18 protein-coding genes, 2 tRNA genes and 1 pseudogene are annotated in these 24,449 nt (G+C 70.2%); 16 read left to right on the forward strand and 5 right to left on the reverse strand.

Annotated elements, in window-relative coordinates; all coding sequences use genetic code 11:
* Positions 1-5: 5 nt before the first annotated feature.
* Positions 6-233: a hypothetical protein gene (locus AB0A95_RS08810; protein WP_357555024.1), complete on the reverse strand. Its 228-nt coding sequence runs from the start codon at positions 231-233 to the stop codon at positions 6-8.
* Positions 234-350: 117 nt separating this feature from the next.
* Between AB0A95_RS08810 and AB0A95_RS08815 the strand changes: the two genes are divergently transcribed.
* Complete coding sequence (locus tag AB0A95_RS08815) at positions 351-839, forward strand: MarR family transcriptional regulator (RefSeq protein ID WP_357555025.1); 489 nt, start codon at positions 351-353, stop codon at positions 837-839.
* Positions 840-850: 11 nt separating this feature from the next.
* Here the strand turns inward: AB0A95_RS08815 and AB0A95_RS08820 are convergent, their stop codons facing one another.
* Positions 851-1,405: a hypothetical protein gene (locus AB0A95_RS08820; protein ID WP_357066163.1), complete on the reverse strand. Its 555-nt coding sequence runs from the start codon at positions 1,403-1,405 to the stop codon at positions 851-853.
* A gap of 521 nt (positions 1,406-1,926) precedes the next feature.
* Between AB0A95_RS08820 and gyrB the strand changes: the two genes are divergently transcribed.
* The 9 genes from gyrB (at position 1,927) to AB0A95_RS08865 (ending at position 13,741) form a co-directional block, all read left to right on the forward strand.
* The gene (gene gyrB / locus AB0A95_RS08825; protein WP_357555026.1) at positions 1,927-3,873 is read left to right on the forward strand and encodes a DNA topoisomerase (ATP-hydrolyzing) subunit B; all 1,947 of its coding nucleotides are present in this window, start codon (positions 1,927-1,929) and stop codon (positions 3,871-3,873) included.
* Positions 3,874-4,066: 193 nt separating this feature from the next.
* The gene (gyrA, locus tag AB0A95_RS08830) at positions 4,067-7,783 is read left to right on the forward strand and encodes an intein-containing DNA gyrase subunit A (protein WP_357555182.1); all 3,717 of its coding nucleotides are present in this window, start codon (positions 4,067-4,069) and stop codon (positions 7,781-7,783) included.
* A 4-nt stretch (positions 7,784-7,787) separates the two neighbouring features.
* Entirely contained in the window at positions 7,788-8,699 is a 912-nt protein-coding gene (locus tag AB0A95_RS08835; RefSeq protein ID WP_357555027.1) for a DUF3566 domain-containing protein, read from the forward strand.
* A gap of 150 nt (positions 8,700-8,849) precedes the next feature.
* Positions 8,850-8,923 (forward strand) — tRNA-Ile (locus AB0A95_RS08840).
* A 44-nt stretch (positions 8,924-8,967) separates the two neighbouring features.
* Positions 8,968-9,096: a DLW-39 family protein gene (locus AB0A95_RS08845; RefSeq protein WP_209444550.1), complete on the forward strand. Its 129-nt coding sequence runs from the start codon at positions 8,968-8,970 to the stop codon at positions 9,094-9,096.
* A 42-nt stretch (positions 9,097-9,138) separates the two neighbouring features.
* Positions 9,139-9,214, forward strand: a tRNA-Ala gene (locus tag AB0A95_RS08850).
* 622 nt (positions 9,215-9,836) lie between these two features.
* A complete protein-coding gene (locus AB0A95_RS08855) occupies positions 9,837-10,532 on the forward strand; it encodes a hypothetical protein (RefSeq protein WP_357555028.1) in 696 nt (231 codons plus the stop codon).
* 220 nt (positions 10,533-10,752) lie between these two features.
* A complete protein-coding gene (locus AB0A95_RS08860) occupies positions 10,753-13,038 on the forward strand; it encodes a hypothetical protein (RefSeq protein ID WP_357555029.1) in 2,286 nt (761 codons plus the stop codon).
* A gap of 103 nt (positions 13,039-13,141) precedes the next feature.
* Complete coding sequence (locus AB0A95_RS08865; RefSeq protein WP_357555030.1) at positions 13,142-13,741, forward strand: hypothetical protein; 600 nt, start codon at positions 13,142-13,144, stop codon at positions 13,739-13,741.
* Positions 13,742-13,785: 44 nt separating this feature from the next.
* Here the strand turns inward: AB0A95_RS08865 and AB0A95_RS08870 are convergent, their stop codons facing one another.
* The gene (locus AB0A95_RS08870) at positions 13,786-14,235 is read right to left on the reverse strand and encodes a DUF4259 domain-containing protein (RefSeq protein WP_357555031.1); all 450 of its coding nucleotides are present in this window, start codon (positions 14,233-14,235) and stop codon (positions 13,786-13,788) included.
* Positions 14,236-14,349: 114 nt separating this feature from the next.
* Here AB0A95_RS08870 and AB0A95_RS08875 point away from each other — a divergent pair, with 114 nt between their 5' ends.
* Positions 14,350-15,324, forward strand: coding sequence for a DUF6461 domain-containing protein (locus AB0A95_RS08875; RefSeq protein ID WP_357555032.1), 975 nt, complete (start codon positions 14,350-14,352; stop codon positions 15,322-15,324).
* Positions 15,325-15,758: 434 nt separating this feature from the next.
* On the opposite strand, the gene AB0A95_RS08880 is transcribed toward AB0A95_RS08875, so the two are convergent.
* Positions 15,759-20,201: an HAD-IC family P-type ATPase gene (locus AB0A95_RS08880; RefSeq protein ID WP_357555033.1), complete on the reverse strand. Its 4,443-nt coding sequence runs from the start codon at positions 20,199-20,201 to the stop codon at positions 15,759-15,761.
* Between the two features lie 162 nt (positions 20,202-20,363).
* Between AB0A95_RS08880 and AB0A95_RS08885 the strand changes: the two are divergent.
* The 5 genes and pseudogenes from AB0A95_RS08885 to AB0A95_RS08905 all read left to right on the forward strand — a co-directional run bounded on the left by AB0A95_RS08885 (position 20,364) and on the right by AB0A95_RS08905 (position 23,745).
* Positions 20,364-20,680: pseudogene (locus tag AB0A95_RS08885) on the forward strand (hypothetical protein).
* Positions 20,681-20,738: 58 nt separating this feature from the next.
* Positions 20,739-22,127 carry an MFS transporter gene (locus tag AB0A95_RS08890; RefSeq protein WP_357555034.1) on the forward strand — a complete coding sequence of 463 codons (1,389 nt, stop codon included), beginning with the start codon at positions 20,739-20,741 and terminating at the stop codon, positions 22,125-22,127.
* Between the two features lie 51 nt (positions 22,128-22,178).
* Complete coding sequence (locus AB0A95_RS08895) at positions 22,179-22,931, forward strand: GAP family protein (RefSeq protein WP_357555035.1); 753 nt, start codon at positions 22,179-22,181, stop codon at positions 22,929-22,931.
* Positions 22,907-23,101 carry a hypothetical protein gene (locus tag AB0A95_RS08900; protein ID WP_282263502.1) on the forward strand — a complete coding sequence of 65 codons (195 nt, stop codon included), beginning with the start codon at positions 22,907-22,909 and terminating at the stop codon, positions 23,099-23,101. The genes AB0A95_RS08895 and AB0A95_RS08900 overlap by 25 nt, the downstream gene beginning before the upstream one ends.
* Before the next feature lie 95 nt (positions 23,102-23,196).
* Positions 23,197-23,745 (forward strand): YbaK/EbsC family protein, encoded by a 549-nt coding sequence (locus AB0A95_RS08905; protein WP_357555183.1) that lies wholly within the window; start codon positions 23,197-23,199, stop codon positions 23,743-23,745.
* 68 nt (positions 23,746-23,813) lie between these two features.
* Here AB0A95_RS08905 and AB0A95_RS08910 read toward each other — a convergent pair whose 3' ends face one another.
* The gene (locus AB0A95_RS08910) at positions 23,814-24,449 is read right to left on the reverse strand and encodes a DsbA family oxidoreductase (protein ID WP_357555036.1); all 636 of its coding nucleotides are present in this window, start codon (positions 24,447-24,449) and stop codon (positions 23,814-23,816) included.

Below are 24,449 nucleotides of genomic sequence, written 5' to 3' on the forward strand. Positions count from 1 at the left end.
GCCCCTCAGCGCCGCCGGTCGGCCTCGCGGGCCGCTCGCTTGCGTTCCCGCTGCTCCCGGGTGAAGCGCTTGCGCTCGGCCAGGTCGCGTTTCCACGCCTCGCGGGCCTCGGCCGAACCGCCCTGCACCGCACCCCTGACACCCTCAGCCGGGCCGGCGAGGTGCCGGAACGCCCAGCTCAGGAGTCGGCCGCCCTCGCCCGGGGCCCTGGTGGTCGCGCCGTCCGCACTCATCTGCCGCCCTCTTTCGCCGCGTGTCGTCCGCCCGCCGAACGAGCGAGCGATTGGGGCACCAATGGTTGGTGTACCAATGATCGGTAGAGTAGTCACCGTGCTTGGTAAGGGCAACCGATGACCGAACGACCGGATCGCGTCGACCCGTTGGCGTTGGAGCAGCAGGTCTGCTTCGCTCTCTCGGTGGCCGCGCGCAGCGTGGTGGCCGTCTACCGGCCACTCCTCGAACCCATGGGGCTGACCCATCCGCAGTACCTGGTGATGTTGGCGCTCTGGCAGCACGCGCCGCTGTCCGGCCGTGACCTCAGCCGCCTGTTGCAGCTCGACCCGGGGACGCTCTCACCCCTGCTCAAGCGACTCGAAGCCGCCGGCTACCTGCGCCGGGAACGCGACCCCGGCGACGAGCGCAGCCTCGCCGTCACCCTCACCGCCAGCGGCGCCGCGCTGCGTAGCCAGGCGGAGCTGATCCCGGCCGCGATCGTGCGGCGACTCGGGCTGCCCCTCGCCGACCTGCAACACCTGCACGCCGTGCTCACCCAGGTGATCGCCGCAGCCAACCGACCGGGCAGCGACCAGACCGCGGCGGAGACCGGCGCGGCGGGTTGAGCGTCGGCGGGTCAGGCGTCGGCGTAGACGGCGAAGCCGCGCTCGGCGCAGCGCCGGTAGAACGCCGCCAGCACGCCCAGCTCGGCGCAGGTGAAGTTCCACTGCGGCGGATCGCCACGCTCGTCGCGCAGCGCGTCGAGCCGGCTCTCCAGCCACCGCAGTTGCTGCTCGGCCAACCTGCCGTCGCCGAGCAACGAGCGCAGCACAGTGCTCACCGACTCGAAGGTCACCGCCTCGCCGTAGGCGCGGTGCCCGGCCACGAACCGCTCGATCCCACTGGCGATCCAGGAGCAGCCGTCCGGGTCGATCACCGGGTCCTCGTCCTCGGCCGCGGCATCTGTGGCGTACAACACACCTTCGAGGCCGAGGAGGAGATCCACCAACTCGGTGTACGCGGTCGCCCGGATGGTGCCGGTCTTCGCGATCAACTCGGCCAGCGCCGCCGTCGGCGCGGAGATGCGCGGCACGTCGACGATCTCGCCGAAGTCGACGAACTCGGCCGGCGCGACCGGATCGTAGAAGCGGCCGGTCCGCGGCCAGTGCACCGCGACGTTGTCCAGCCCCATCTGTCACCTCTTCAAGAGCACGTGTCGGGTCGATCGAGTCGATCGTCCCGGTTCCGGCCGGTAAAGATCAAGCCTGGTTCCGGAGCGCCGCAAACGTACGGCACAGAGGCTTCGGCCGCGACCCCCGACCCGCCCGAGCGCGGGTCAACCCGTCCGGGGGCGGCGCGTGCGATCGGACCCTGGCGTGTGGGGGGAGTCGCGGGCAACGGGGTTCTGCCGGCTACGGACTTCTCAGCCGCCTCTCTGAGGGTGCCGAGTGGTGGTTCTGTCCCCCGCGCACAGTAGGATTGACAGCGAGACGAAGACCCGGTGTGGGAGAGCGACGGGGCCGATGGCCCCGGATTCATTCTCCACGTCGGGTCGAGCCGATCGCGATCCGCGGGCAACCGCGGCGACCGGCGCGTTCGACCCGCTGTCCGGAGGTCTCCGGCACCGGTCCACGCGCCGACGTCGCGTCCTGTCCGCCGAACCCGCGCCCGACGCGCCCTACCGGCGTGGCTGACGCGAGAAAGTGGCCGAAGGTGGCAGCGCAGGACAAGCAGGAGTACGGCGCAGAGTCGATCACCGTTCTCGAGGGGCTGGAGGCGGTCCGCAAGCGGCCCGGTATGTACATCGGGTCCACCGGCGAGCGCGGTCTGCACCACCTCGTCTGGGAAGTTGTCGACAACGCTGTCGACGAGGCGCTCGCCGGATACTGCGACACCATCGACGTGGTGCTGCTCGCCGACGGCGGCGTCCGGGTCACCGACAACGGCCGAGGTTTCCCCGTCGACCTCCACCCGAAGCTCAAGAAGCCGGGCGTCGAGGTAGCGCTGACCATCCTGCACGCGGGTGGCAAGTTCGACGGCAAGGCGTACGCGGTCTCCGGCGGCCTGCACGGCGTCGGTGTCTCAGTGGTGAACGCGCTCTCCACCAAGATGTTCGTCGAGATCCACAAGTCCGGTTCCGTGTGGCGGCAGCACTACACCAACTCCAAGCCGAGCCCACTGGAGAAGGGCGAGGCCACCGACCGCACCGGCTCGGCGGTCTCCTTCTGGCCCGACCCCGACGTGTTCGAGACCGTCGACTTCGACTTCCAGACCATCTACCGACGCCTACAGGAGATGGCCTTCCTCAACCGCGCCCTGCGCATCCACCTGCTCGACGAGCGGGTGGCCGAGGAGGAGGACGGCCGGCAGCGCGAGGTCACCTTCTACTACGAGGGCGGCATCGCCGACTTCGTCCGACACCTCAACGCCTCGAAGAGCCCGATCCACAAGACCGTGGTCGAGTTCGGCGCCGAGGAGGAGGGCATGTCGCTCGAGATCGCCATGCAGTGGAACGAGTCGTACGGCGAGTCGGTCTACACCTTCGCCAACACGATCAACACCCACGAGGGCGGCACCCACGAGGAGGGCTTCCGGTCCGCGCTGACCAGCGTGGTCAACCGGTACGGCACCGACAAGAAGCTGCTCAAGGGCGACGAGAAGCTCTCCGGCGAGGACATTCGCGAAGGTCTCGCGGCGATCATCTCGGTCAAGCTGGCCAACCCGCAGTTCGAGGGCCAGACCAAGACCAAGCTCGGTAACACCCCGGTGAAGAGCTTCGTGCAGCGGGTCTGCAACGACCGGCTTGTCGACTGGTTCGACCGCAACCCGGCCGAGGCCAAGATGATCATCACGAAGGCCTCCCAGGCGGCCCGCGCCCGGATCGCCGCGCAGCAGGCGCGCAAGCTGGCCCGGCGCAAGTCGCTGCTGGAGTCCGGCTCGATGCCGGGCAAGCTGGCCGACTGCCAGTCCACCGACCCGCGCGAGTCCGAGGTGTTCATCGTCGAGGGCGACTCGGCCGGCGGCTCGGCCAAGCAGGGTCGCGACCCACGGACCCAGGCGATCCTGCCGATCCGCGGCAAGATCCTCAACGTGGAGAAGGCCCGGATCGACCGGGTCCTGAAGAACAACGAGGTCCAGGCGCTGATCACCGCGCTGGGCACCGGCATCCACGACGACTTCGACATGGAGAAGCTGCGCTACCACAAGGTGGTGCTGATGGCCGACGCCGACGTCGACGGCCAGCACATCCAGACGCTGCTGCTCACCCTGCTGTTCCGTTTCATGCGGCCGCTCGTCGAGATGGGCAACGTCTACCTGGCCGCCCCGCCGCTCTACAAGATCAAGTGGAACAAGAAGGGCGACGACGCCCAGTACGCCTACTCCGACCGCGAGCGGGACGGGCTGATCGCGCTGCGCCAGCAGAAGAAGCCGAACGCCAAGCCGGACGACATCCAGCGCTTCAAGGGCCTCGGCGAGATGAACTATCCCGAGCTGTGGGAAACCACGATGAACCCGGCGACGCGTACCCTGCGTCAGGTCACTCTCGACGACGCGGCAACCGCCGACGAGTTGTTCAGCGTGCTGATGGGTGAGGACGTCGAAGCCCGCCGGTCGTTCATCCAGCGCAACGCCAAGGACGTCCGGTTCCTGGACATCTGACAGACCGTGGCGGAGCGGCCGGGCAGCGCCCGGCCGCTTCACCGGTCCACAGAGTTATCCACAGCTTGGCCGGTATCCACAGCGGTTATCCACAGCACGAAAACGACTCTGAGTCTGATAAGGGTATACAGTGACCGATTCTCCCGAGTCCACACCTAACGAGCCCGAGGTCCCCGCCGAGGCCATCGCCGCCGTGGTCGCGCACGACCGGATCGAACCGGTCGGGCTCGAGGTGGAGATGCAGCGCTCCTACCTCGACTACGCGATGAGCGTCATCGTCGGGCGTGCGCTGCCGGACGTGCGGGACGGGCTCAAGCCGGTCCACCGCAAGATCCTCTACGCGATGTTCGACTCCGGCTACCGTCCGGACCGCGGCTACGTGAAGTGCTCCCGGGTCGTCGGCGACGTGATGGGCCAGTTCCACCCGCACGGCGACTCGGCCATCTACGACGCGCTGGTCCGGATGGCGCAGCCCTGGTCGCTGCGCTATCCGCTGGTTGACGGCAACGGCAACTTCGGGTCGCCGGGTAACGATCCGGCTGCGGCGATGCGCTACTGCGTCACGGCAGATGTCCGGATCCGTACCGCCGAGGGTAGCGTCCGGGTCGGCGACATCGTGCCGGGAGCGGCGCCGTCCAGCGAGACCGACATCGACCTCAAGGTCCGCGACCGCAACGGCGACCTGGTCCGCGCCTCGAAGTTCTTCCACTCCGGTGAGCACCCCACGCTGCGGCTGCGCACCCGCGAGGGGTACGAGCTGACCGGCACCCACAACCACCCGGTGCTCTGCCTGGTGAACGTGGCCGGCGTGCCGACCCTGCTGTGGAAGCTGCTGGCCGAGATCTCCCCGGGCGATCGGGTGCTGCTTCAGCGCTCGGTGCCGGACGAGATCGGCTACCCGATGCTGGAGCACGTCGAGGCGGCCGTCCTCGCGGGTGCTTACGTCAGTGAGGGGTGGACCTCCGCGGATCGGGTTGGGTTCGACAACTGTGACCGGGAGTTCTTCGTCCGGGTCCTGGCTGCCTACGACCTTGCCGTGGGCGGTCGACGCTGGGTCGGGACAGAGACAACCGTCACCGGTAAGACGCTGCACAAGCTGCGGGGCTGGACCTCCGACTTCGCCGGGTCTGTCCTCGGCGAGCTGGTGGGCGCGCGGAGCGCCGCGAAGTTCGTTCCCGAGTTCGTCTGGCAGGGGTCGGCCGCGATCAAGCGGGCCTTCCTCCAGGCGCTCTTCGAGGGCGACGGCTCGTCGTCGCTGCTGCCGCGCAACACCATCCAGATCTCGTACTCGACCCGCAGTGAGCGGTTGGCCCGCGAGGTCCAGCAGTTGCTGCTGGAGTTCGGTGTGATCAGCCGACAGACCCGCTACGACAACGGTGAGATCAAGGTCGTGGTGACCAACCGGCGTGACGCCCGGATCTTCGCCGCGCACGTCGGCTTCCTCGGCCGCAAACAGGCCAAGCTGGAGGCGGAGCTGGCCCAGGTGCCGGCGAGCAGCACCGCGCTCTCCAGCGACCACGTGCCGCTGGTCGGTGAGTTCATCCGTGCGCACGGCGCGCAGCGCTGGACCGAGCGGGACTGGCTGCGTCGGCACAACGTGGACCGGGTCGAGCGCTGGGAGCGTGACCGCGACGAGATCGCCGCCCGGATCACCAACACCGAGGTGCTCGACGTGGTCGAGCCGTTGGTCGACGGTCGGTTCTACTACGCCGAGGTGGCGCAGATCACCGACGCCGGCGTCCAGTCGGTCTACAGCGTCCGGGTCGACACCGATGACCACTCGTTCGTCTCGGACGGGTTCGTCAGCCACAACACCGAGTGCAAGCTCGACCCGCTGGCCATGGAGATGCTGCGGGACATCGACGAGGACACCGTCGACCTCCAGGACAACTACGACGGCCGGGCCAAGGAGCCCACGATCCTGCCGTCGCGGATCCCGAACCTGCTGGTGAACGGCTCCGAGGGCATCGCGGTCGGCATGGCCACCAAGATCCCGCCGCACAACCTGCGGGAGATCGGCGCGGCGGTGCAGTGGTGCCTGGAGCACCCGGAGGAGGACGAGGAGACCACCCTTGAGGCGCTGCTCGGCATCGTCAAGGGTCCGGACTTCCCGACCCACGGTCTGATCGTCGGCCAGACCGCGATTCAGGACGCGTACCGCACGGGTCGTGGCTCGATCCGGATGCGTGCCGTGGTGGAGGTCGAGGAGGACAAGCGGGGTCGGCCCTGCCTGGTCGTCAGCGAGCTGCCCTACCAGGTCAACCCGGACAACCTCGCCGAGCGGATCGCCGAGCTGATCAAGGAGGGCAAGCTCGCGGGCATCGCGGACATCCGCGACGAGTCCTCCGGGCGTACCGGCATGCGGATCGTGCTGGTGCTCAAGCGCGACGCTGTCGCGAAGGTCGTGCTGAACAACCTCTACAAGCACACCCAGCTCCAGGAGACCTTCGGCGCCAACATGTTGGCGCTGGTCGACGGGGTGCCGCGCACGCTCAACCTGGCGCAGTTCATCCGCTACTACGTCGAGCACCAGATCGACGTGATCCGTCGGCGGACCGCGTTCCGGCTGCGTAAGGCCGAGGAGCGGGCGCACATCCTGCGCGGTCTGGGCAAGGCGCTGGACGCGCTGGACGAGGTGATCGCGTTGATCCGGCGCTCGCCGACGGTGGACGACGCCCGGCAGGGCCTGATCCGGTTGCTGGATATCGACGAGATCCAGGCGACCGCGATCCTGGACATGCAGCTGCGCCGCCTCGCCGCCCTGGAGCGGCAGCGGATCGTGGACGACCTGGCCAAGCTCGAGATCGAGATCGCCGATCTGAAGGACATCCTGGCCAAGCCGGAGCGGCAGCGGAAGATCGTCTCGGAGGAGCTCGGCGAGATCGTCGCCAAGTGGGGCGACGACCGCCGGACGCAGATCATCCCGTTCGACGGCGAGGTCTCGATGGAGGACCTCATCGCCCGCGAGGACGTGGTCGTCACGATCACCCGGACCGGGTACGCCAAGCGGACCAAGGTCGACCTCTACCGCTCGCAGCGACGCGGGGGTAAGGGCGTCAGTGGCGCTACGCTGCGGCAGGACGACATCGTCAGCCACTTCTTCGTCTGCTCGACCCACGACTGGATCCTGTTCCTGACGAACAAGGGCCGTGTGTACCGGGCCAAGGCGTACGAGTTGCCGGAGGCCAGTAGGGTAGCCAAGGGCCAACACGTGGCCAACCTGCTCGCCTTCCTACCCGACGAGCAGATAGCGCAGATCATTGAGATCCCGAACTACCAGGTAGCCCCCTATCTGGTACTGGCCACGAAGAACGGCCTGGTGAAGAAGACGCGGCTCGAGGAGTTCGACTCCAACCGTTCCGGCGGCATCATCGCGATCAACCTGCGCGATGAGGACGAGCTGGTCGGTGCTGCTCTGGTTGCGCCGGAGAACGACCTGCTGCTGGTCTCGAAGAAGGCACAGGCGATCCGGTTCAACGCCTCGGACGAGGCGTTGCGGCCGATGGGTCGGGCCACCTCGGGTGTGATCGGCATGCGCTTCACGGACGACGACGTCCTGCTCGCCATGGAGGTCGTGCGGGAGGGGCTGGACGTTCTGGTGGCCACGAACGGGGGATACGCGAAGCGGACCCCGATCGAGGAATACCCGGTGCAGGGCCGGGGAGGTAAAGGCGTGTTGACTGCGAAGATCACCGAACGGCGCGGTGGTCTGGTTGGCGCGGTGGTGATCGATCCGGACGACGAGTTGTTCGCGATCACCAGCAACGGTGGTGTCATTCGGACTCCGGTGAAGCCTGTACGCCGTACGCGTGACCGGAACACAATGGGGGTCAAGCTGATGGACCTCCCGGACGGCGTGACTATCGTGGCGATTGCTCGCAATGCCGACGAGCCTGACGAACAGGACTAGTTGAATGACGGAGACACAGGCGAAGTCGGGGAACACGGGGACCTCGGCCAACCCGGTCGACGAGGAGGCCGCCAAGGGCGGCACACCAGCGACTGGCCGCGCGGCCGTAGGCCGGGCAACGGTCCCTGCCGACGCGCCTGCCCCGAAGTTCACGAGGGCCCCGGGCATGACACCCCCACCGGAGCCGGGCAGTGATGACGCTGGGTCGGGTGACAAGACGGAGGCGTCCGGTGCCGAGGCGCCGACGTCCGCCGTCGCCGCACCTTCGGGTTCGGCGGCGGCGCCCTCGGCCCGCCCGGCGACCACCCAGCCGATCAACGTCCGGCCGGGCCAGGCGGCGTCGAGCGGGACCACCGGCACTCAGCCGCGGATCATGCCCGGCATGACGCAGCCGTCGTCGGATGCGACGCGTACCTCCGCTGCCGGTCGCCCGGCCAGCGGGGGCGGCCTGCCGCCGGGGATCGGCAACCCGTCTGCCGTCGGGGCTGCCCGTGTCGGTGACGCGGTGCGTGCGGCGCGTACGTCGGTCAGCTCGGCGGCGTCCCGCGGGCCGCGTCGGGCGCGGCTGAACCTGAAGCGGATCGACCCGTGGTCGGTGATGAAGTTCGCGTTCGCCGTCTCGGTGGTGCTCTTCATCGTCGTGGTGGTCGCCACGTCGGTGCTCTACCTGGCGCTGGACGCGATGGGCGTGTTCAAGAGCGTCAACGACAGCCTGGGCGACCTGGTCAACGCCGGTGGTGGGCAGAGCACCAGTAGCTTCCAGATCACCGCCAAGGGCGTGATCCTCAGCTCGGCGCTGATCGGTCTGGTCAACGTGGTGCTGTTCACCGCGCTGGCCACGCTGGGGGCGTTCGTCTACAACGTCTGCGCCGACCTGGTCGGTGGGATCGAGCTGACGCTCGCCGAGCGGGACTGAACGACCGGGACGCCGGGGCACCGCGGAAAGCGGTCGCTCCGGCGTCCCGTACTCAGGTAGTTTTTGCAGGCGTCGACGGCCCGGCTCGTCGGTCCGGACCCCGATTTGGGGCGGGCCTAGCGGATGGGTTAATCTTGCTCGTCGCAACGCGGGGCTATAGCTCAGTCGGTTAGAGCGCAGAGCTGATAACTCTGAGGTCGATGGTTCGATTCCATCTAGCCCCACCGCACGGTCGTCCGACGTTAGTCGAGCACGAGGGGTCGCCCCAATGTTCAAGAAGCTGCTGATTCTGGCTGGCGTCGTCGGCGTGGCCGCCGTCGTGTTCAACAAGATCAAGGCCTCGAACGACGAGCGTGCCCTCTGGCACGAGGCGACCACCGCGCCCGACCTGCGCTGAGGTCCGGCCCGACGCCGAGTGATCGGCCCGACGGCCGTCCACGGGGCCCTAGCTCAACTGGCAGAGCACTGCCTTTGCAAGGCAGGGGTTAGGGGTTCGAGTCCCCTGGGCTCCACCAGCACTTCCCTTGGTTGATCTCAGTCCCGGCTGTCGCGCGGAGCTGCGCGAAGAGCCGGTCGGCGGTTCTGCGGCTCCCTCCATCGCGGTGCCGGCGGCCACACTTCGGGGGAGCAGGCACTCCAGAGGTCATGCCTTCGGGCGCACAGCAGTTGATCAGGGGAGATGGCCAGTCGGTCATCTCCCCTGATTCTGTTTGAGCCACGTGTCGGTCACGTCTGTGCCGCACGCTGGGACTCCGGACGTTCGACCTGGAGAGCGTCAACCCCCGCTCACCCTGCGCGTACCCCGCTGACCGAGTTGGGCGCTGTCCCGTACGGGACAGTCCCGGTCTGTCCCAGGGGTGCTGGGCAGCGCGTACGGGACTGGTCCCGAACCTGGTCGGGATTGTCCCGAGCGGCTGTTCACCTTGTTGGGAAAACGGCGACCGCGTTGGCTTCTTCTCAAGGTTGCTCGCTGCGAAATGGGCGAATTTCGCCGTCGCGAGCTGCGAACGAGGAGGATCCGTGACCCGACGACGTAAATCACCAGCCAGGCGCCCGGCCGCGTCGCCACCGGCGAACGCGCCGGCCAGGTGGCGGTGGCAACCACGGACCTGGGGTTGGGCCGGACTCATCCTGGCGGTGGCACTCGTGAGCGGTGCCGTCGCCTGGGTCGGCACGAATGACCGAGCGGGTTCCGCGACCGCCACCGCGGGATCTCCCGCTGCCGTCGCGGTCGACATTCCGGTCACCAGGGCGCCGATCGCCGAGCAGCCGTCCACCACCGCACCTGTCCGGCAGGATCCGTCGCGCCAGCCCGTCGACAGTGCCGCCGATACCAAGAGCGCCACCGACAACGGCACGCCCGCCATCACTGTGGACCAGAAGAAGCGCCGTTTCGCGCCGGTGGGCCAGAACAAGCGCCGCGCCGAATCGGTGGACCGGAACAAGCGTCGTGCCGAATCGGTGGACCGGACCAAGGGGTGGGTGCCGAGCCGTCTCGCGTCCGGCCGTAGCTCGGGACACGCCTGCAAGGCGGTCGACCAGGGACGAACCGCTTGGGCCATCTGCCGGGTCACCGAAGCTCAGGCCGGAAGGAACTACCACTCCCGGCTCAAGTCGGACCAGGTCGTGCACGTCCGCCCGCCGCACCTGAAGGAACGGAGCATGAAGGACCGCGCCCGGATCCAGCGGTGCCACGACCGCGTGCGGCCCGCGTACCCCCGCTCAACGTGGCAGGCACGACCCGGCTGGCCCGGGGTGCGCCCTGACCACGACGGGTCCCGATTGGTCCGGGCCGGCGGCCCGGGTGCTGGTGACGGAGCTTTCGGTGGGTGAGACGACGAGGACCAGCCGACTGACCATGTCCGTGCTGCTCTCCGCCGCCCTGGCCGCCGGACTTGTCGGCGGGGCGGTCCGGTCGCAGCCGCGAGCCGGACAGCCCGACGGCCTGCGGTACGTGGCCAGCAGCGAGCCCGAACCTGATCGGTGGGGAGCGAGGGTCGTCTACAACCCGGCGACCGGGAAGTGGGAAGGCCTCCCGTTCGACCGACCGGAGGTGGACGCCCGCGAAGGTCAGGTGGACCGGTACCGGCCGAGGCCGCCGGCGCACCACTGGGAGGATCAGCTCGATCCGCCGAGGTACTACGAGGACAACTCGGTCGATCGGCGGACTCCCGCCCAGCGGGAGGAAGACGAGCGGAAAGCCCGTCGTGGAAAGCAGAATCAGGTCATCCCGAAGGACGGCGTACGCGCCGGAAACGACCTGAGCAAGGCCGCCGACAATCTCGGTAAGGCTGCCAGTCAACTGCACAAGGCCGGGACCGCCGTCCCCAAGCCCGGGCCGGCCGTACAGGGGGGACAGTCCAGCGCGGTACCGGTCCGGAGCGGGGTGCTGGCCGTGACGCTGGCGATCACCGCCGCCCGGCACGCCGAGCGGCTCCGCCAGGCTCGGGCCGACGAGCGTCGTCGCCTTGGTCGGGTGGATGCGTCGACAGTGCGGGCGGCCAAGAAGGCCCAGCAGGACGCGGCACGGGCGACGACAGCGATCCAGGACGCCGCCCGGGCCCGGGCAACGGCTGAGCAGGCTGCGGCCCGGGCTGTCAGGGCCGAGGAACAGGCACGCCGATCAACGGAGCAGGCTCGGACGGCGGGATCCTCCGAGGCCCGCCAGCAGAGCAGGACGGACGTTCGGGACGCCAAGGCCGCGCGGAAGGAGGCGACCCGGTCCGCGGCAAGGGCTCAGCAGGCCGATCGGGTGGCGCAGCGGTACAACCAGGCGTACGTCGCCGCGGCTGGATTGGGGGTCAAGGAGAAGGCTCACAACGGTAGGAAGGCGGCCACCACGGCGAGCCGCGCCGTCGACGGCGCACAGCGGGTCGCCGACCGGGCCGACCGGGCGGTACGCCAGGCCGAGCAGCGCCTGGTGGCGGCTCGGGCCAAGGATGACCCGCGGGCGGTGGCGAGGGAAGAGCGGCGCGTCGAGAAGGCACGCAAACAGTCGGAGCAGGTGCGGGGGCCGCTCAAGAAGGCCACGACCGAGGCCACCATCGCCGCGCGGAAGGCTGCTGAGCTTGAGGCGAAGGTACGCAAGGCGGAGCAGCGCGCGCGCGACGATATCGCCCGAACTCGGGACAAGGCTCACGCCACGCACAACGCACCGGTAAGTCCCGTCCAGGGCAAGAAGGGCAATGGCGACCCGCCGGACGACCCGCCGGCCAAGACCCGACCCAGGACCGACGGCCCGAAGGGGTCGGGCGGCAATGGTGCGCAGCGCACTCCTGACAATGCGGGCACCCCTGCGACCACCGCCGCCAAACCTGGCGGGGCCGCCGCCCTGGCGAAGCGCCTTGGCGGCCTGCGCGGCGGGTCCGGCGCGACCGGGATGGGACTGGAAGTCATTGCTTTGCAATGGTTGGAGCAGCAGGATCCGGAGGCCTTCGCCGCGCTTCAGGGGGTGCAGGACCAACGGGAGCGGGAAAGCCTCAAGCACCTCCAGGAATCCTTGAAGGACCCGAGCACGCGGGCCGAACAGATCGAAAGGTACCAGTTCTACCAGGGCGGCGACCCGTCGTACGAGGATGGCTCAGTCCCCCTCATCTCACCCGAGTTCGGCAAGGCGAGACGTCAACTGTTCGAGCAGGCGATCAACGAGGACAAGGCCGCCCAGCGCCGCAAGGACGAGGCTGCCCGGTGGGACTCGTACGCGAAGGCCAAGTCGGCGCAGTGGGAGACGCAGCAGGCGGCAGCAAGGGCGGTCGACGCGGCGCGGGCCAAGGACGCGCGCGAGTTCGCCGCCGACAAGGAGCTTCGCGCGCAGCAGAAGGTGAAGGCGAAGGCGGAGAGCAAGAAGGCTGACAAGGTTCTCAAGGCGTCCAAGGCCAAGGACGATCGTGAGTTCCGGGCGGCTGAGCAGAAGCGCGCGGCGGAGAAACGTGAGGCCGAGCAGCGCCGTAGGGACGAGGCGGCTCGTTGGGACGCGTACGCCAAGGCGCAGGGAAAGGCCTACCAGGACCAGCAGAAGGCGAAGGCGGAGAGCAAGAAGGCTGACAAGGTTCTCAAGGCGTCCAAGGCCAAGGATGACCGTGAGTTCCGGGCGGCTGAGCAGAAGCGCGCGGCGGAGAAACGTGAGGCCGAGCAGCGCCGTAGGGACGAGGCGGCTCGTTGGGACGCGTACGCCAAGGCGCAGGCGAAGGCCTACCAGGACCAGCAGAAGGCGAAGGGGAAGACGACCACCGCCAAGCCGACGGCCACGGGCTCCACCACGTCGACGAAGGGCACCAAGAGCACCAAGAGCACCAAGACCGGTGGCAGCGGTGGGGCTGCCGGGAAGAAGAAGTCGTAGCGTCGCGTACCAGTGACGTGAGGCGCAGGATCGGCCCGCCGTACCGCGCGGCGGGCCGGTCCGCAGCGTGGGGAGGTGGCCAGAGCCTGGCATCATCGCCCGGGTGCGAACGAGCGAGCTGCTGCGCCGACAGGACGAGCTGCAAGGCGAGGCGTTGGAGGTGCGTGCGGACCTCGGTCTGGACGCCCACCTCTCCGCTCATGGCGAGGTTGTCTGCGTCGGCAGCGCCGCGCTCGGCCTGATGGTGTGGCGCGACCTTGACCTCACCGTGATCTCTCCCCGGCTCGACGCTGAGGCTGTGGCGGTGACTGGCGCGCGGATCGCGACACATCAGCGAGTACGTGAGGTTGTTTTCCGCAACGACACCGGTCGCTGGAACATCGACCCTGCCTATCCCGACGGCCTGTATTTGAGAGTGCGGTGCGCCAGCCAGCTCGGCGAGATGTGGTCGGTCGATATCTGGTTCGTCGACGAGCCGGACCGCCAGCCCGACCTGGAGCATCTGCGGACGCTGCCGCAACGGCTGACCGCTTCGAGTCGCGAGGCGATCCTGACGATCAAAGACGCGTGGGCTGGTCGAGCGGAGTACGGGCAACAGGTGCGGAGTTGGGACATCTACGAGGCTGTGCTCGACCACGGAGCGCGCACCGTCGACGACTTCGACAAGTGGGTGCAAGCGGCCAGGCCGGATCGTCGCGGTTGAGCGGAGGTGGGGAGGCACTGGACCTGGTGCGCCAACCCCAGCCGCTAGAACTGGCCGGGCGGTTCCAGCGGACCGGTCAGCACTGCGCGGAGTTTGTTGATCTGCGGGAACTCACTGTCTTCCGCTTCGCCCCACAGGCTCCGCCACTCCGAGTTGTCGCCGACGACCCGGTCGAGTGCCTCGACTGCCAACTGTGCCAGGTCGTCCAGGTCGAGGGATTCGCCAGCGAGCAGGAAGTCCGGCGCGTACGACGAGGTTATCGGGTCGCCGCCGGGAAGCTGGGACGCCACGATCGCTGCCGCGGCGATGGCCGAGGCGGCATCGTCGTGGTCGAGGTAATCGGTGTTGAGCGCCGCGGTTGTCAGGGCAGCGCGGACCATTGCCGCCCGCGCAGGCGGATCGGCATCGTGGAGTTCACCGCACCAGTCGGCGGCGCTGTCGTTGTCGAACGGGCCGTCACCCCAGGCACCCATGTGTTCCTCCTCGACGTCCAAGTGATCGGATCATGAAGGCAAGCAGGGGCGGACGCAAGAGGCTGGACAGGCCTGAAACCGACGCGGCCCTCGGGCGGGGCCGCCGATAGACCGTGATCGTCGTACGGTGTTCGGATGGTGTCGGACGCCGTGCGTTACTACGACGATTTCCTGGCTGATCGGGACTGGCTCGCCGAGGGGCTGAGCTGGGCGGTGGTTCAGCCGGCGAGTGCCGAGGCCACTGTCGACGGGGTGATCGAACGCCTGCGGGCCAGGCGCGTCGAGCCGGGTGACGACCATTCGGGCGAGATCGCCGACCTGGCTCAGATCGGCTCAGCTGTGGTGGTGTTTCAGGACAATGGCTGCGCGCTGAGCCGGCCTGAGGTTCTGCGCTGGCTCAGCGACGGCGTGCGGGTGCACACGATCGAGTGGACCATCAACGGCAACGGCGGCGTCACCTACGCGGTGTACGGCAGGGTGCTCGCCTGGATGGACATGAACGATCCGGATCGGCGGCACGGTGCTGACCCGTCCGCGTTCGCCGACGACCTTGACGATCTTCGCGCCGCGCAGGGCAGCGAGTATGTGCGGTCCGCGGCGATGGCGTTCGTCGAGCGGCGTACCGGCGTGCGGCTGCCGGCGGAGTGGATGAGCGACGAGGGGGCGGATCCGCAGGCTGGGCCGTGGGTGACGGTGCGGCTTGGCGTGATGCCGCCGGACCCGCGGCCGCCGTCGAACTTTGGTCACGACGAGCCCGATCTCGACGCGCGACTGCGGGCCGCGTCGGAGTTGGTGCGGCGGGCGGCGTTGGCGCTTGCCGTGCGGGCGGTGACGGCGCGGTTCACCTTCGGCGATGACGATCTGGCGAGGCAGGCGGTGGAGGCCGTCGAGCGGGGCCTGACCCTGGACGAGGAGACCCGCTCGAGGATCGGCCACCTGAGGGCGCATGGCGCCGACGTGCGGACCTGCTCCAGCGCCGTCCACGCCCTGTACGCGGCGACGGGCAGGGGGGTTGCCGCCGTCGAGGCGTTGAACGCCGTCCGGTACGCGGTCGCCGACGACTGGCCGGTGTTGCGCCGGGAGTTGTATCGCCTGGCGCGGGAGAGCTGAACTCCGCACCAGCCGGACGTCGAATCCAAGATGAGAACAGGCGAGGGTGGTTGCGTCGCCGTCGACCTCGGGCCGGTGGGGTGAGGGCAGCGGTCTCGCCGCGGCCGATGGTGCGCACCTGCTTCACCCAGCCACGGCGGCGGGCCTCGTCGACGAAGTGCGCCAGCGGGGAGCGGAACACCGGATAGTCGTCGTAGTGGATCGGCACTGTCAGCTTCGGGTGGACCAGCTCCACCAGGTCGGCACCCTGGCGAGCATCCATGGTGAGCAGGACCCCGGCGACTTTCGTGCCGCCGAGGTGGATCAGCATCGCGTCGATGTCCGGGTAGCGCTCGGGGATGGCGGTGAGCAACGGCCGGTTGAGGGTGTCAGCTGTGACGTACAGCCGGAACTCGCGACTGCCGGCGCGTTCCACGTCGATCATCGTGCCCGGTTCAGCTGTCGGTGGGCGCGGTGTCCGGTCGGGCCTGGGGTACGTGCTCCATCAGCTTGGTGAGCGCGCCGTTGGCGAAGGTCGCGCCGAGCGCCGAGCCGGCTCCGATGGTCCAGCCCACCGGCCCGAGTGGGGTGCAGCCGAAGAACTGGCTCACCCCCGGTGTCTGTACCACCACGACGAGCACCCCCAGCGACGCCGCCGTGGACGCCAGCACGGCCGGGCTGGTGCCGCCGGCCAGGATGGTCTGGCCGAGTTGGGTGCCGACCAGGGAGACCAGGGCGACGGTGCCGGCGCGTTGGCGGCGTCCGGTGTAGCGGGCCAACGTCCAGCCCGCTGTCGCGCCCAGCGTGGTCGCTGCCGCCCGCAGCCCGATCTCCCTGGTGAGGCTCTCGCCGAGCGCCGCGTCGGGGCCCTCCCGCAGGAGCGTGTCGGTGCGGTCCGACGCGGGTGGGCGGACCGCGATGGCAAGTGCCGGCGCCAGGTCGGTGAGGAGGTTGACAAGCAGCAGTTGTCGGCCGGTGAGTGCGGAACGGCCGGTCGCCGCGGCGGTCAGCACACTGAACGCGATCTCGCCGAGGTTGCCGCCGACCAGGATGCTGAGCGCGTGCCGCACCGAGGACCACATCGCCCGACCCTCGACCAGGGTGGCGATGATGGTCTCCAGTCGGTCGTCGGTCACCACCAGGTCGGCTGCGGCCCGTGCCGCCGGGGTGCCCCGTTGGCCGAGGGCGATGCCGACGTCGGCCAGCCGGATCGCCGGGGCGTCGTTGGCGCCATCACCGGTCATCGCGACGGTTCGCCCGCACTTCTGCAACGCCTGGATGATCCGCACCTTGTGCGCGGGGGTGCAGCGGGCCACCACGTCGGTGTGGGCCAACCGTTCGGCGAGCGCGTCGTCGTCGAGTTTGTCGAGGTCACCGGCGGTGACCACCCGTTGTTCGTCGTGCTCGCTGATGGTGGCCGCGATCGCCTCGGCGGTGGCGGGATGGTCACCGGTGATCATGATGGTGTGCACGCCGGCCTGCCGGATCCGTCGTACCGCCGGGGCGGCGCTCTCCCGCACCCCGTCCGCGAGGGCCAGGAAACCGACGAAGGTCAGCCCTCGGACGTCGGCGTCGGTCACCTTCGGGTCGTCGACCTGGCACTCGGCGACGGCCAGGATGCGGTTTCCCGCCCCGGCCCGGTCGGCGAGCATCCGCTCCAGCGCCGCGCGGCCGGCGTCGTCGAGTGGTTCCTGGCTGCCGTCGGTGCGCCGGGCCGAACAGCGCGGCAGCACCGTTTCCGGAGCACCCTTGACACTCAGCAACAGGCGACCGTTGGTTTCTCCGATGCTCGCGTGATAGCCGCGGGACGGTTCGAACGGCAGACCACCGGCAGCCCGCCAGCCGGGGGCACCGGTCTGCTCCACCACCCCGGCCACTCCGGCGCCCCGCCGCACCGCCCGGTCGGTCTGCAACGCCAACTCCTCCGGGGTGGCCGCGGCGGGGGTGGCGCGCAGCGCCGCGGCAAGCGTCAACTGGAGTCGGTCGTCCAGCCGGTCCACCGGGGCGTACCGGTCGCCGACGCCGTCGCCGACCCCGGCGAGCAGCAGTTTGCCCTCGGTGAGGGTGCCGGTCTTGTCGAAGCAGAGCACGTCCACCCGACCCAGCGCCTCGATCGTGCGTGGGTTGCGCACCAACGCGCCGTGCTCGGCCAGCCGTCGGGCGGCGGCCAGCTGCGCCGCGGAGACCAGGAACGGCAGCCCCTCCGGCACCGACGCGACGGCGAGGTTCGCGGCGGTCGCCGCCGTTTCGGCAAGGGGTACGCCCCGAAGCAGGCCCGCGCCGGCCACCGCCACCGCCGAACCGGCGGCCAACGGGATGGCGGCGCTTGTCAACGAGCCGAGCCGGGCCTCCACCCCACTTGTCGGCGGGGCCTGTCGCACAAGCGCCAAGCTACGGCCGGCTTCGGTGTCCGATCCCGTCGCCACCACCACTGCGGTGCCGTGTCCGGCGGCGACGGTGGTGCCCTCGTAGAGCATGGAGTGGCGGTCGGCGATGGCGGCGGCCACCACCGGTCGGTTGGACTTGGCGACCGGCAGTGACTCACCGGTCAGCGACGACTCGTCCGCCTCCAGGCCCACCGCCTCCAGTACGCGGCAGTCGGCGGGCACCGAGTCGCCCGGCTCCAGGGCGATGACGTCACCGAGGACCAGGTCCTCGGCGGCGAGAACGCGCTCGGCGCCGTCCCGGCGGACCCGTGCGGTCACCGCCGAGCGGGACAGCAGCTCCGCCAGTGACCGTTCCGTGTTGCGCTCGTGCACCGCGCCGATCAGGGCGGACCCACCGACCACGCTGCCCACCAGTGCGGCGTCGACAAGCGAGCCGAACGATGCGGAGAGCACCGCCCCGGCGGCCAGCACGGGGGTCAGCGGGTTGGACAGCTCGTCCACGAAGGCGCGCAGCAGACCGCCACGTCCGGGTGCGGCCTGGCCGTCGTGACCCGAGCCGTCCTGCCGCCGTTTCGCTTCCGCGCTGGCCAACCCGTCCGGTGTGGTGCGCAGGTGGTCGAGCACGGTGCTGGCCGGCATGAGGTGCCAGGGGGTCGCCACGGGTGCCGGTGTGTCCGATGTGTCGGGTAACCGGCCGGCCTGCCAGACCCCGTTCGCGAAGGCCAACCCGGCGGCCCCGTTGACCGCGACGAGCGCCTTGTTCGGCAGTTGGGTGGGCGGGGCGGTGAACGCCCCCAGCGCTCCGAGACCGGTGCCGGCCATCGCCAGTCGGATGTTCTGCTGAGCCGTCCGTCGGGCCACCCCGGTCGCCTCGACCACCAGGGCCACCACCCGCAGGTCGACGCCCACCAGCAGGTGGGCACCCCACGGCGGCAGCGCCTCCGGTGCGGCGAGCCCCAGCCCGCAGTCGGACGCGCCGAGCGCTCTGCGGTCCGCCGAGACCAGCATCACCACCGCGCCGTCGCGCTGCAACGCGCGTACCGACTCGGTCAACTGGTCTCCGCCGGGCAGCATCGCATCGGCGAAGCCGTACCGCTGCTCGTCGCCGCCGGCCACCACCAGCCGCAGGCCAGCGTGCCGGGCGGCGGCCGGGAGGCCGTCGACGCCGGGCGCGGGTTCCGGCTCGACCCGCAGCAGGGCGGCGAGTCGGTCGCCGTGGGCGAGGCCGAGTAGCTGGCCGCCGGCGGATCGCAGCCGGTCGCCGTCCGGGATGGCTTCCGGGTCGCTGCTGGGCAGCTGCTCCAGCGGTCCGAGCCGCCAGCCGTCCGCCGTGCGGGAAGCGGCCGGGTCGTCCGGGTCGAACAGCGCGAAGGCCCGCTCCGCCACCTGGTCGACGTCGGCGCCGGGCGCCGGTGCCAGATCGGCGAGTACGCCCCGGTCCGAGCCGAGCACGGCGGCGTCCAGCACGAGCGTGTCGATCCGGTCCAGCTCCCGCAGCACGCTGCGGTCCATGGCGATCACTCCGCGCCGGGCCAGCATCCGGCCGAGCTGGGCGGCGTACCCCTCGCGTCCGCTGCCGGGAGCCTTCGGCAGGGTGGACAGGCCCAGCGCGGTGGCCCGTTTCGGCCCGGCGAACGGCATCGCCGCCACACCCGTGGCCGCTCCCGCGGCGAGCATCCGGTTGACGTACCGCTCGACCGGGCCGTCCGGCTTCGGTCGGGGACGCTCGACGACCGGCCAGCGGGCGGTGGCTCGTTCCGGGTCGCCGGTCAGTCGTGGCTCGGCCCGCTCCCAGGCCGCGAGCTGGGCCCGCGCCTCGCCCCACTGCACCAACCGTTGGGCGCCGTCCAGGGCGATCCCGGTCCAGCGGCCGGTCAGGCCCTGCACCACCGCTTCGGCAAGCGGAAAGAGGAGGTCGGCGCGGGGATCGGAGCGCAGCCGTTTGCCGATGAACTGGTGCAGCTTCGGCTGGAGGTCAACAGCGGAGAGCAGGCCGGCCACCTCGCCGGGCAGCGGCGCGAACGGCAGGATGCGGGTGGCCGCCGAGATGGTCAGTCCCAGCGCGTCCGAGGCGAGTGCGCCGAGGGTCCGGGGGGTTCGCGGCCCCTCCTCGGGTGGGTGCGGCGGCGGGATCTCCGGGTCGGGTTCGTGGTCGCAGGTCCGCTCGATCCGGGTGATCGTGGCGATCAGGTCGCGCAGCGCCGGCTCGGGGGCCTGGACGGCAATCACCACCCGCCCGGAGGGGGCGTTGACCCGAGCCCACGCGACCCCGGGCAGACGCTCCAGCGCGCCCTCGACCTGACGTGCCAGTTTGTTGCCGCCGTCCTGGCAGACGCCGTGCACCTCGATGTGGTGTCGGCCCGGTCGGGACCAGACCCGACGCCGAGTCAGCCCGGCCGTGCGGGCCAGCCGGGTCGCGGCCGAACCAACGGTCCGCGACGCCTCGCCGACCAGGTGCGGCATGCCGAAGGACGGCAGGATGCGGCTGGCTGCGCGACCCGCCGCCGTCATCGAGGCGTACGGCTGGACGGACGCCGGCCCGACTCCCCGTTGCTGATGGTCCTGACCTTGCCCATGTCGTCCTCCCACCGCGCTCACGTCCGGCGGCCTGGCTTCCCGACCTGCCGTCCGTTATGCCCCTGCGGTGGTGGAATTTTCCGCCGCCGCCGGCGCATGGACGGGATGGGCCGTGGAATCCGACGACCATCACCGGACATGGGGAGGCCGGCATGAGCACGCTGACGCGACATCTCAACGGTTCGCACGAGAACGTTCGGATGTACACCCGGCGGGTGGCGTTACCGATGCTGGGCGAGGTGGCGGTGCCGCCACCGGACAAGGTCGCCTACTACGCGGGGCTCGGTGTGCTCGCCGCACTCCAGGTAATCGAGTGGCCGATCGCTCTGGTGATCACCGCCGGTCACCTGCTGGCGGACCAACACCTGTCGGGACTGGTGCGCGGGGTCGGGCAGGCGCTACAGGACGCCTGACGAGAGCCGGGTCACCGGCGATTGACCTGAATCCAGGTTCAAGTCGCATGCTCGGTTGATGCCGAGCACAGTCGCCACCACCGCACCGACCGCACCGGGGCTGTTCGCACCTCGGTTGCGGGCGATGACGGTGGGCAGCGTCGCGTTGATCTCGTTACTGGCGTTCGAGGCGCTGGCGGTCGGTACGGCGATGCCGACGGTGGCCCACCACCTGGACGGGCTCGCGCTGTACGGGATCGCATTCGGTGGCCCGTTCGCCACCGGCGTGCTGGCCATGGTGGTGTCCGGCATCTGGTGTGACGCACGGGGACCCAGAGGGCCGATGTGGCACGGGGTCGCCTGGTTCGTGGTGGGGTTGCTGATCGCCGGGACCGCCCCCGTGATGAGTGTGCTCGTCGTCGGGCGGGTGGTGCAGGGGTTCGGCTCCGGGCTGCTGTCGGTGGCGCTCTACGTGATCGTCGGGCAGGCGTACCCGCAGGAGCTGCACCGGCGGATCTTCGCCGCGTTCGCGGCGGCGTGGGTCGTACCGTCGCTTGTGGGTCCGGCGGTGGCCGGTCTGATCGTGGAGCACCTGGGGTGGCGGTGGGTCTTCCTCGCGGTGCCGGCGGTGGCGGTGCCGGCGGTGTTGCTGATCCACCCCGGCCTGCGGTCGCTGGGTCGCAGCGCGGCGGCCCGGCCGCCAGCCGGCGCGGCGGCCCGGATCGGTTGGGCGTGCGGGGCGGCGGTGAGCGCCGCTCTGCTGCACATCGGGGGACAGCAGCGCGGTGCCACCGCCCTGACGCTCATCACGCTCGCCGTCGTCGGCCTGCTGGTCTGTGCCCCGCGCCTGCTGCCGGCCGGGTTCCTGCGGGCGGCCCGGGGGCTGCCCACAGTGGTGGGGCTGCGCGGGCTGGCGTCGGCGGCCTTCGTCGGTGCCGAGGTGGTCATCCCGTTGCTGCTCTCCCGGGAGCGGGGTCTCTCGCCGACCGCCGCCGGGCTTGTCCTCACTGTCGGCGCGCTGGCGTGGTCGGCAGGCTCCTGGTTGCAGGGCCGGATCCCGGTGCCGGCGTCCCGGGCCACCCTGCCGCGTGCCGGGTTGAGCTTCATCACTGTCGGCACCGCCACTGTGGCGCTGGCCGTCCGGCCGGAGCTTCCGGTGGCCGTCGCGGTGGTCGGTTGGGCGGCGGCCGGCCTCGGCATGGGGTTGCTCTACCCGTCGCTGTCGGTGCTCACCCTGGAGTTGTCGGCTCCCGGTGAGCAGGGCCGCAACAGCTCCTCGTTGCAACTTGGCGACTCGCTCTTCGCGGCGACGGTGCTCGCGCTGACCGGTGCCGTGCTGGCCGCGGGGAGCGCACCGGGCCCGGCCAGTTACACGGCGACTCTGGCGGTGACGTCGGGTCTGGCGCTGCTCGGCGCGCTGTTGGCCGGCCGCGTCGTGGTGGGTGGGAGTGTGCGACCGGGCGGGTGATCCGAGGATTCGGCCGCGTCCGGCCCGATGGTGCCGGGAGGATGGCGGACGATGAACTTCCTGACCGTCCTGCCACTCGCCGTGGTGATGGTCGCCGGGACCCAACTGGTCGTGGCGGTCTTCCTCGCCTCGTCGGACCGGCCCCGGGCGGCGTCGCTGGGCTTCCTCGCCGGAGCTGGGCTGCTGGTCACGGCGGGGGTGACGGTGAGTTGGCTGTTGACCCGTTGGGTGGGCGGGCTGGCCGCCGACGCGAGTGCCGTCGCCGGCAGTGTCGATCGCGGTCCCGCCATCGACCTGGTGGTTCTCGCCCTGCTGGTCGGCCTGGCCGTGCTGGTCTGGGTACGGCGGGACCGCTCCGGGCCGCCGAGATGGCTGGGCGGCATCGAGCACGCCGACCCGCGTACGGCACTGCGACTTGGCGCGTTGCTCTTCGTGCTGACGCCGACCGACGACCTGACAATGGCCGCAGTCGGGGCGAGCGTGGCCCGGCACAACCTGCCGTGGTGGCACCTGGTGCCGTTCGTGCTGCTCACCGTGCTTCTTCGCCCTGCCGCTGCTGGCGTTGCTGTTGCTCGGGGACCGGGCGGCGCGGACCCTGACCCGGATGCGGGAGTGGGCCGAGGGGCACGCCTGGATCGTCAACGAGATCGTGCTCGCGTTCTTCGCGCTGCTGACCGTGTTGGACCTGATCCGCTCGGGGTGAGCCCGGGCAGACACGTACGGGGGAACGGGGCGGAGATGAGAGCAACAGCGGTTCACGTTCGTCTTACGGTGACGCCATGTTCGTTGTCGTCACCACGGTGATCCTCTACGTCTTCGGTTTCGTCTTCCTCTACGGCGTGATCCGGCTGGGTGTCCGGCATGCCATGGAGGACCTGGAGCTGCAACGAGCCAGGGCCCGGCGCGAGGAGGAGTTGGCGGCGGCCCGCGACCGCTCCTTCATGCGCGACAACGCCTTCCTCGCCGGCAGTTGAGCACCGGATCGGTCCGGCCCCGGCCGGCGGTGTCGCGGGACGACCCGGGAGCCGCCGGGCGGTTGGGCAATCCGGATGCGAGGATCGCACCCGTGATGGGAACGCTGAAGACCGAACCCGCCCGTGCCCGCCTCGACCTGCTCGCCGCGCCGGTGGCGGAGGCCATCGCGCAGTGGCCCGCCGACGCGCCGGTGGACGTCAACGACGTGCTTGTCGCGCCGATCGACGCGGAGCTGGCCGACACCGCCGCGTTCTGTGCGGCGTACGAGGTGGGGCTGGACGTGTCGGCCAACTGTGTCGTGGTGGCGGGCAAGCGTGAGGGTGTGGTCCGCTACGCGGCCTGCATCGTCCTGGCCACCACCAGAGCGGACGTGAACGGGGTGGCCCGCCGGGCGCTCGACGTCCGCAAGGCGAGCTTCGCCCCGATGACCGACGCCGTCGAGTTGACCGGGATGGAGTACGGCGGCATCACCCCGATCGGGCTGCCCGCGCAGTGGCCGATCCTGGTGGACGCCCGGGTCATCGCCACGCCGCACGTCATCATCGGCTCCGGCGTACGGCACAGCAAGATTGCGCTGCCGGGGCCGGCGTTGGGCGCACTGCCCGGCGCGCAGGTGGTGGAAGGGCTGGCCAGGCCAGCCTGAACAGTGACCGGCGTCGATGTTGTTGCACGTGAAACATTGTGATCATCGATGCCGGGCACTCCGGTGGCTCAGTGGGCCACTGCCTCGCGTTGCTCGACCTCGCTGAGCGCGGCGAGCAGCGTCTGCACCTCCTGTGCGCCGGAGACGGCGTACTTTCCGGCCAGGACGAAGGTCGGCACGCTGGTGATGCCCAGGCTCCGCGCGGCGGCCAGCTCGTCGGCGACGTCGGTGACCCGCTCGTCGGAGTCGAGGAACCGGCGTGCGTCGGCCGCGTCCAGGCCGATCTCGCCGGCCAGGGTGGCCAGCGCCGCCCGCGACCCGACGTCGACCCCGTGGTGGAAGTGCGCCTGGTAGAGCGCCTCCACCATCTCGGCCGCCCTACCCTGGTCGGTGGCCCAGGAGACCAGCCGGTGCGCGTCGAAGGTGTTGGCGGTCACCGCGCGGTCGTAATCCAGGTGAAGACCGTCACCCGCCGCGACCTGGGTCACGTGGGCGAATACCTGCCTGGCGCGTTCCGGGCCGCCGAACTTGCCGGCCAGCGCCTGCACCACCGGGAGGGGCTCGGGCACCGGCGACGGGTCGAGCTGGAACGGCCGGTAGTGGACCGTCACCTCGCCCGGATAGCTGGCGAGGGCCTCATCCAGGCGGCGCTTGCCGATGTAGCACCACGGGCAGACGACGTCCGCGTAGATTTCGATCTCCAT

Source organism: Micromonospora sp. NPDC049230 (assembly GCF_040647875.1).
GTDB lineage: Bacteria > Actinomycetota > Actinomycetes > Mycobacteriales > Micromonosporaceae > Micromonospora.

Excerpts from the sequence above, each read along its gene's own strand:
- AB0A95_RS08820 (WP_357066163.1), bottom strand. The coding sequence starts at position 1,405 with ATGGGGCTGGACAACGTCGCGGTGCACTGGCCGCGGACCGGCCGCTTC.
- AB0A95_RS08880 (WP_357555033.1), bottom strand. The coding sequence starts at position 20,201 with ATGACGGCGGCGGGTCGCGCAGCCAGCCGCATCCTGCCGTCCTTCGGC.
- AB0A95_RS08835 (WP_357555027.1), top strand. The coding sequence starts at position 7,788 with ATGACGGAGACACAGGCGAAGTCGGGGAACACGGGGACCTCGGCCAAC.
- AB0A95_RS08895 (WP_357555035.1), top strand. The coding sequence starts at position 22,179 with ATGAACTTCCTGACCGTCCTGCCACTCGCCGTGGTGATGGTCGCCGGG.
- AB0A95_RS08875 (WP_357555032.1), top strand. The coding sequence starts at position 14,350 with ATGGTGTCGGACGCCGTGCGTTACTACGACGATTTCCTGGCTGATCGG.
- AB0A95_RS08910 (WP_357555036.1), bottom strand. The coding sequence starts at position 24,449 with ATGGAGATCGAAATCTACGCGGACGTCGTCTGCCCGTGGTGCTACATC.
- AB0A95_RS08905 (WP_357555183.1), top strand. The coding sequence starts at position 23,197 with ATGGGAACGCTGAAGACCGAACCCGCCCGTGCCCGCCTCGACCTGCTC.
- AB0A95_RS08845 (WP_209444550.1), top strand. The coding sequence starts at position 8,968 with ATGTTCAAGAAGCTGCTGATTCTGGCTGGCGTCGTCGGCGTGGCCGCC.
- AB0A95_RS08815 (WP_357555025.1), top strand. The coding sequence starts at position 351 with ATGACCGAACGACCGGATCGCGTCGACCCGTTGGCGTTGGAGCAGCAG.
- AB0A95_RS08890 (WP_357555034.1), top strand. The coding sequence starts at position 20,739 with ATGCCGAGCACAGTCGCCACCACCGCACCGACCGCACCGGGGCTGTTC.
- AB0A95_RS08900 (WP_282263502.1), top strand. The coding sequence starts at position 22,907 with ATGTTCGTTGTCGTCACCACGGTGATCCTCTACGTCTTCGGTTTCGTC.
- AB0A95_RS08810 (WP_357555024.1), bottom strand. The coding sequence starts at position 233 with ATGAGTGCGGACGGCGCGACCACCAGGGCCCCGGGCGAGGGCGGCCGA.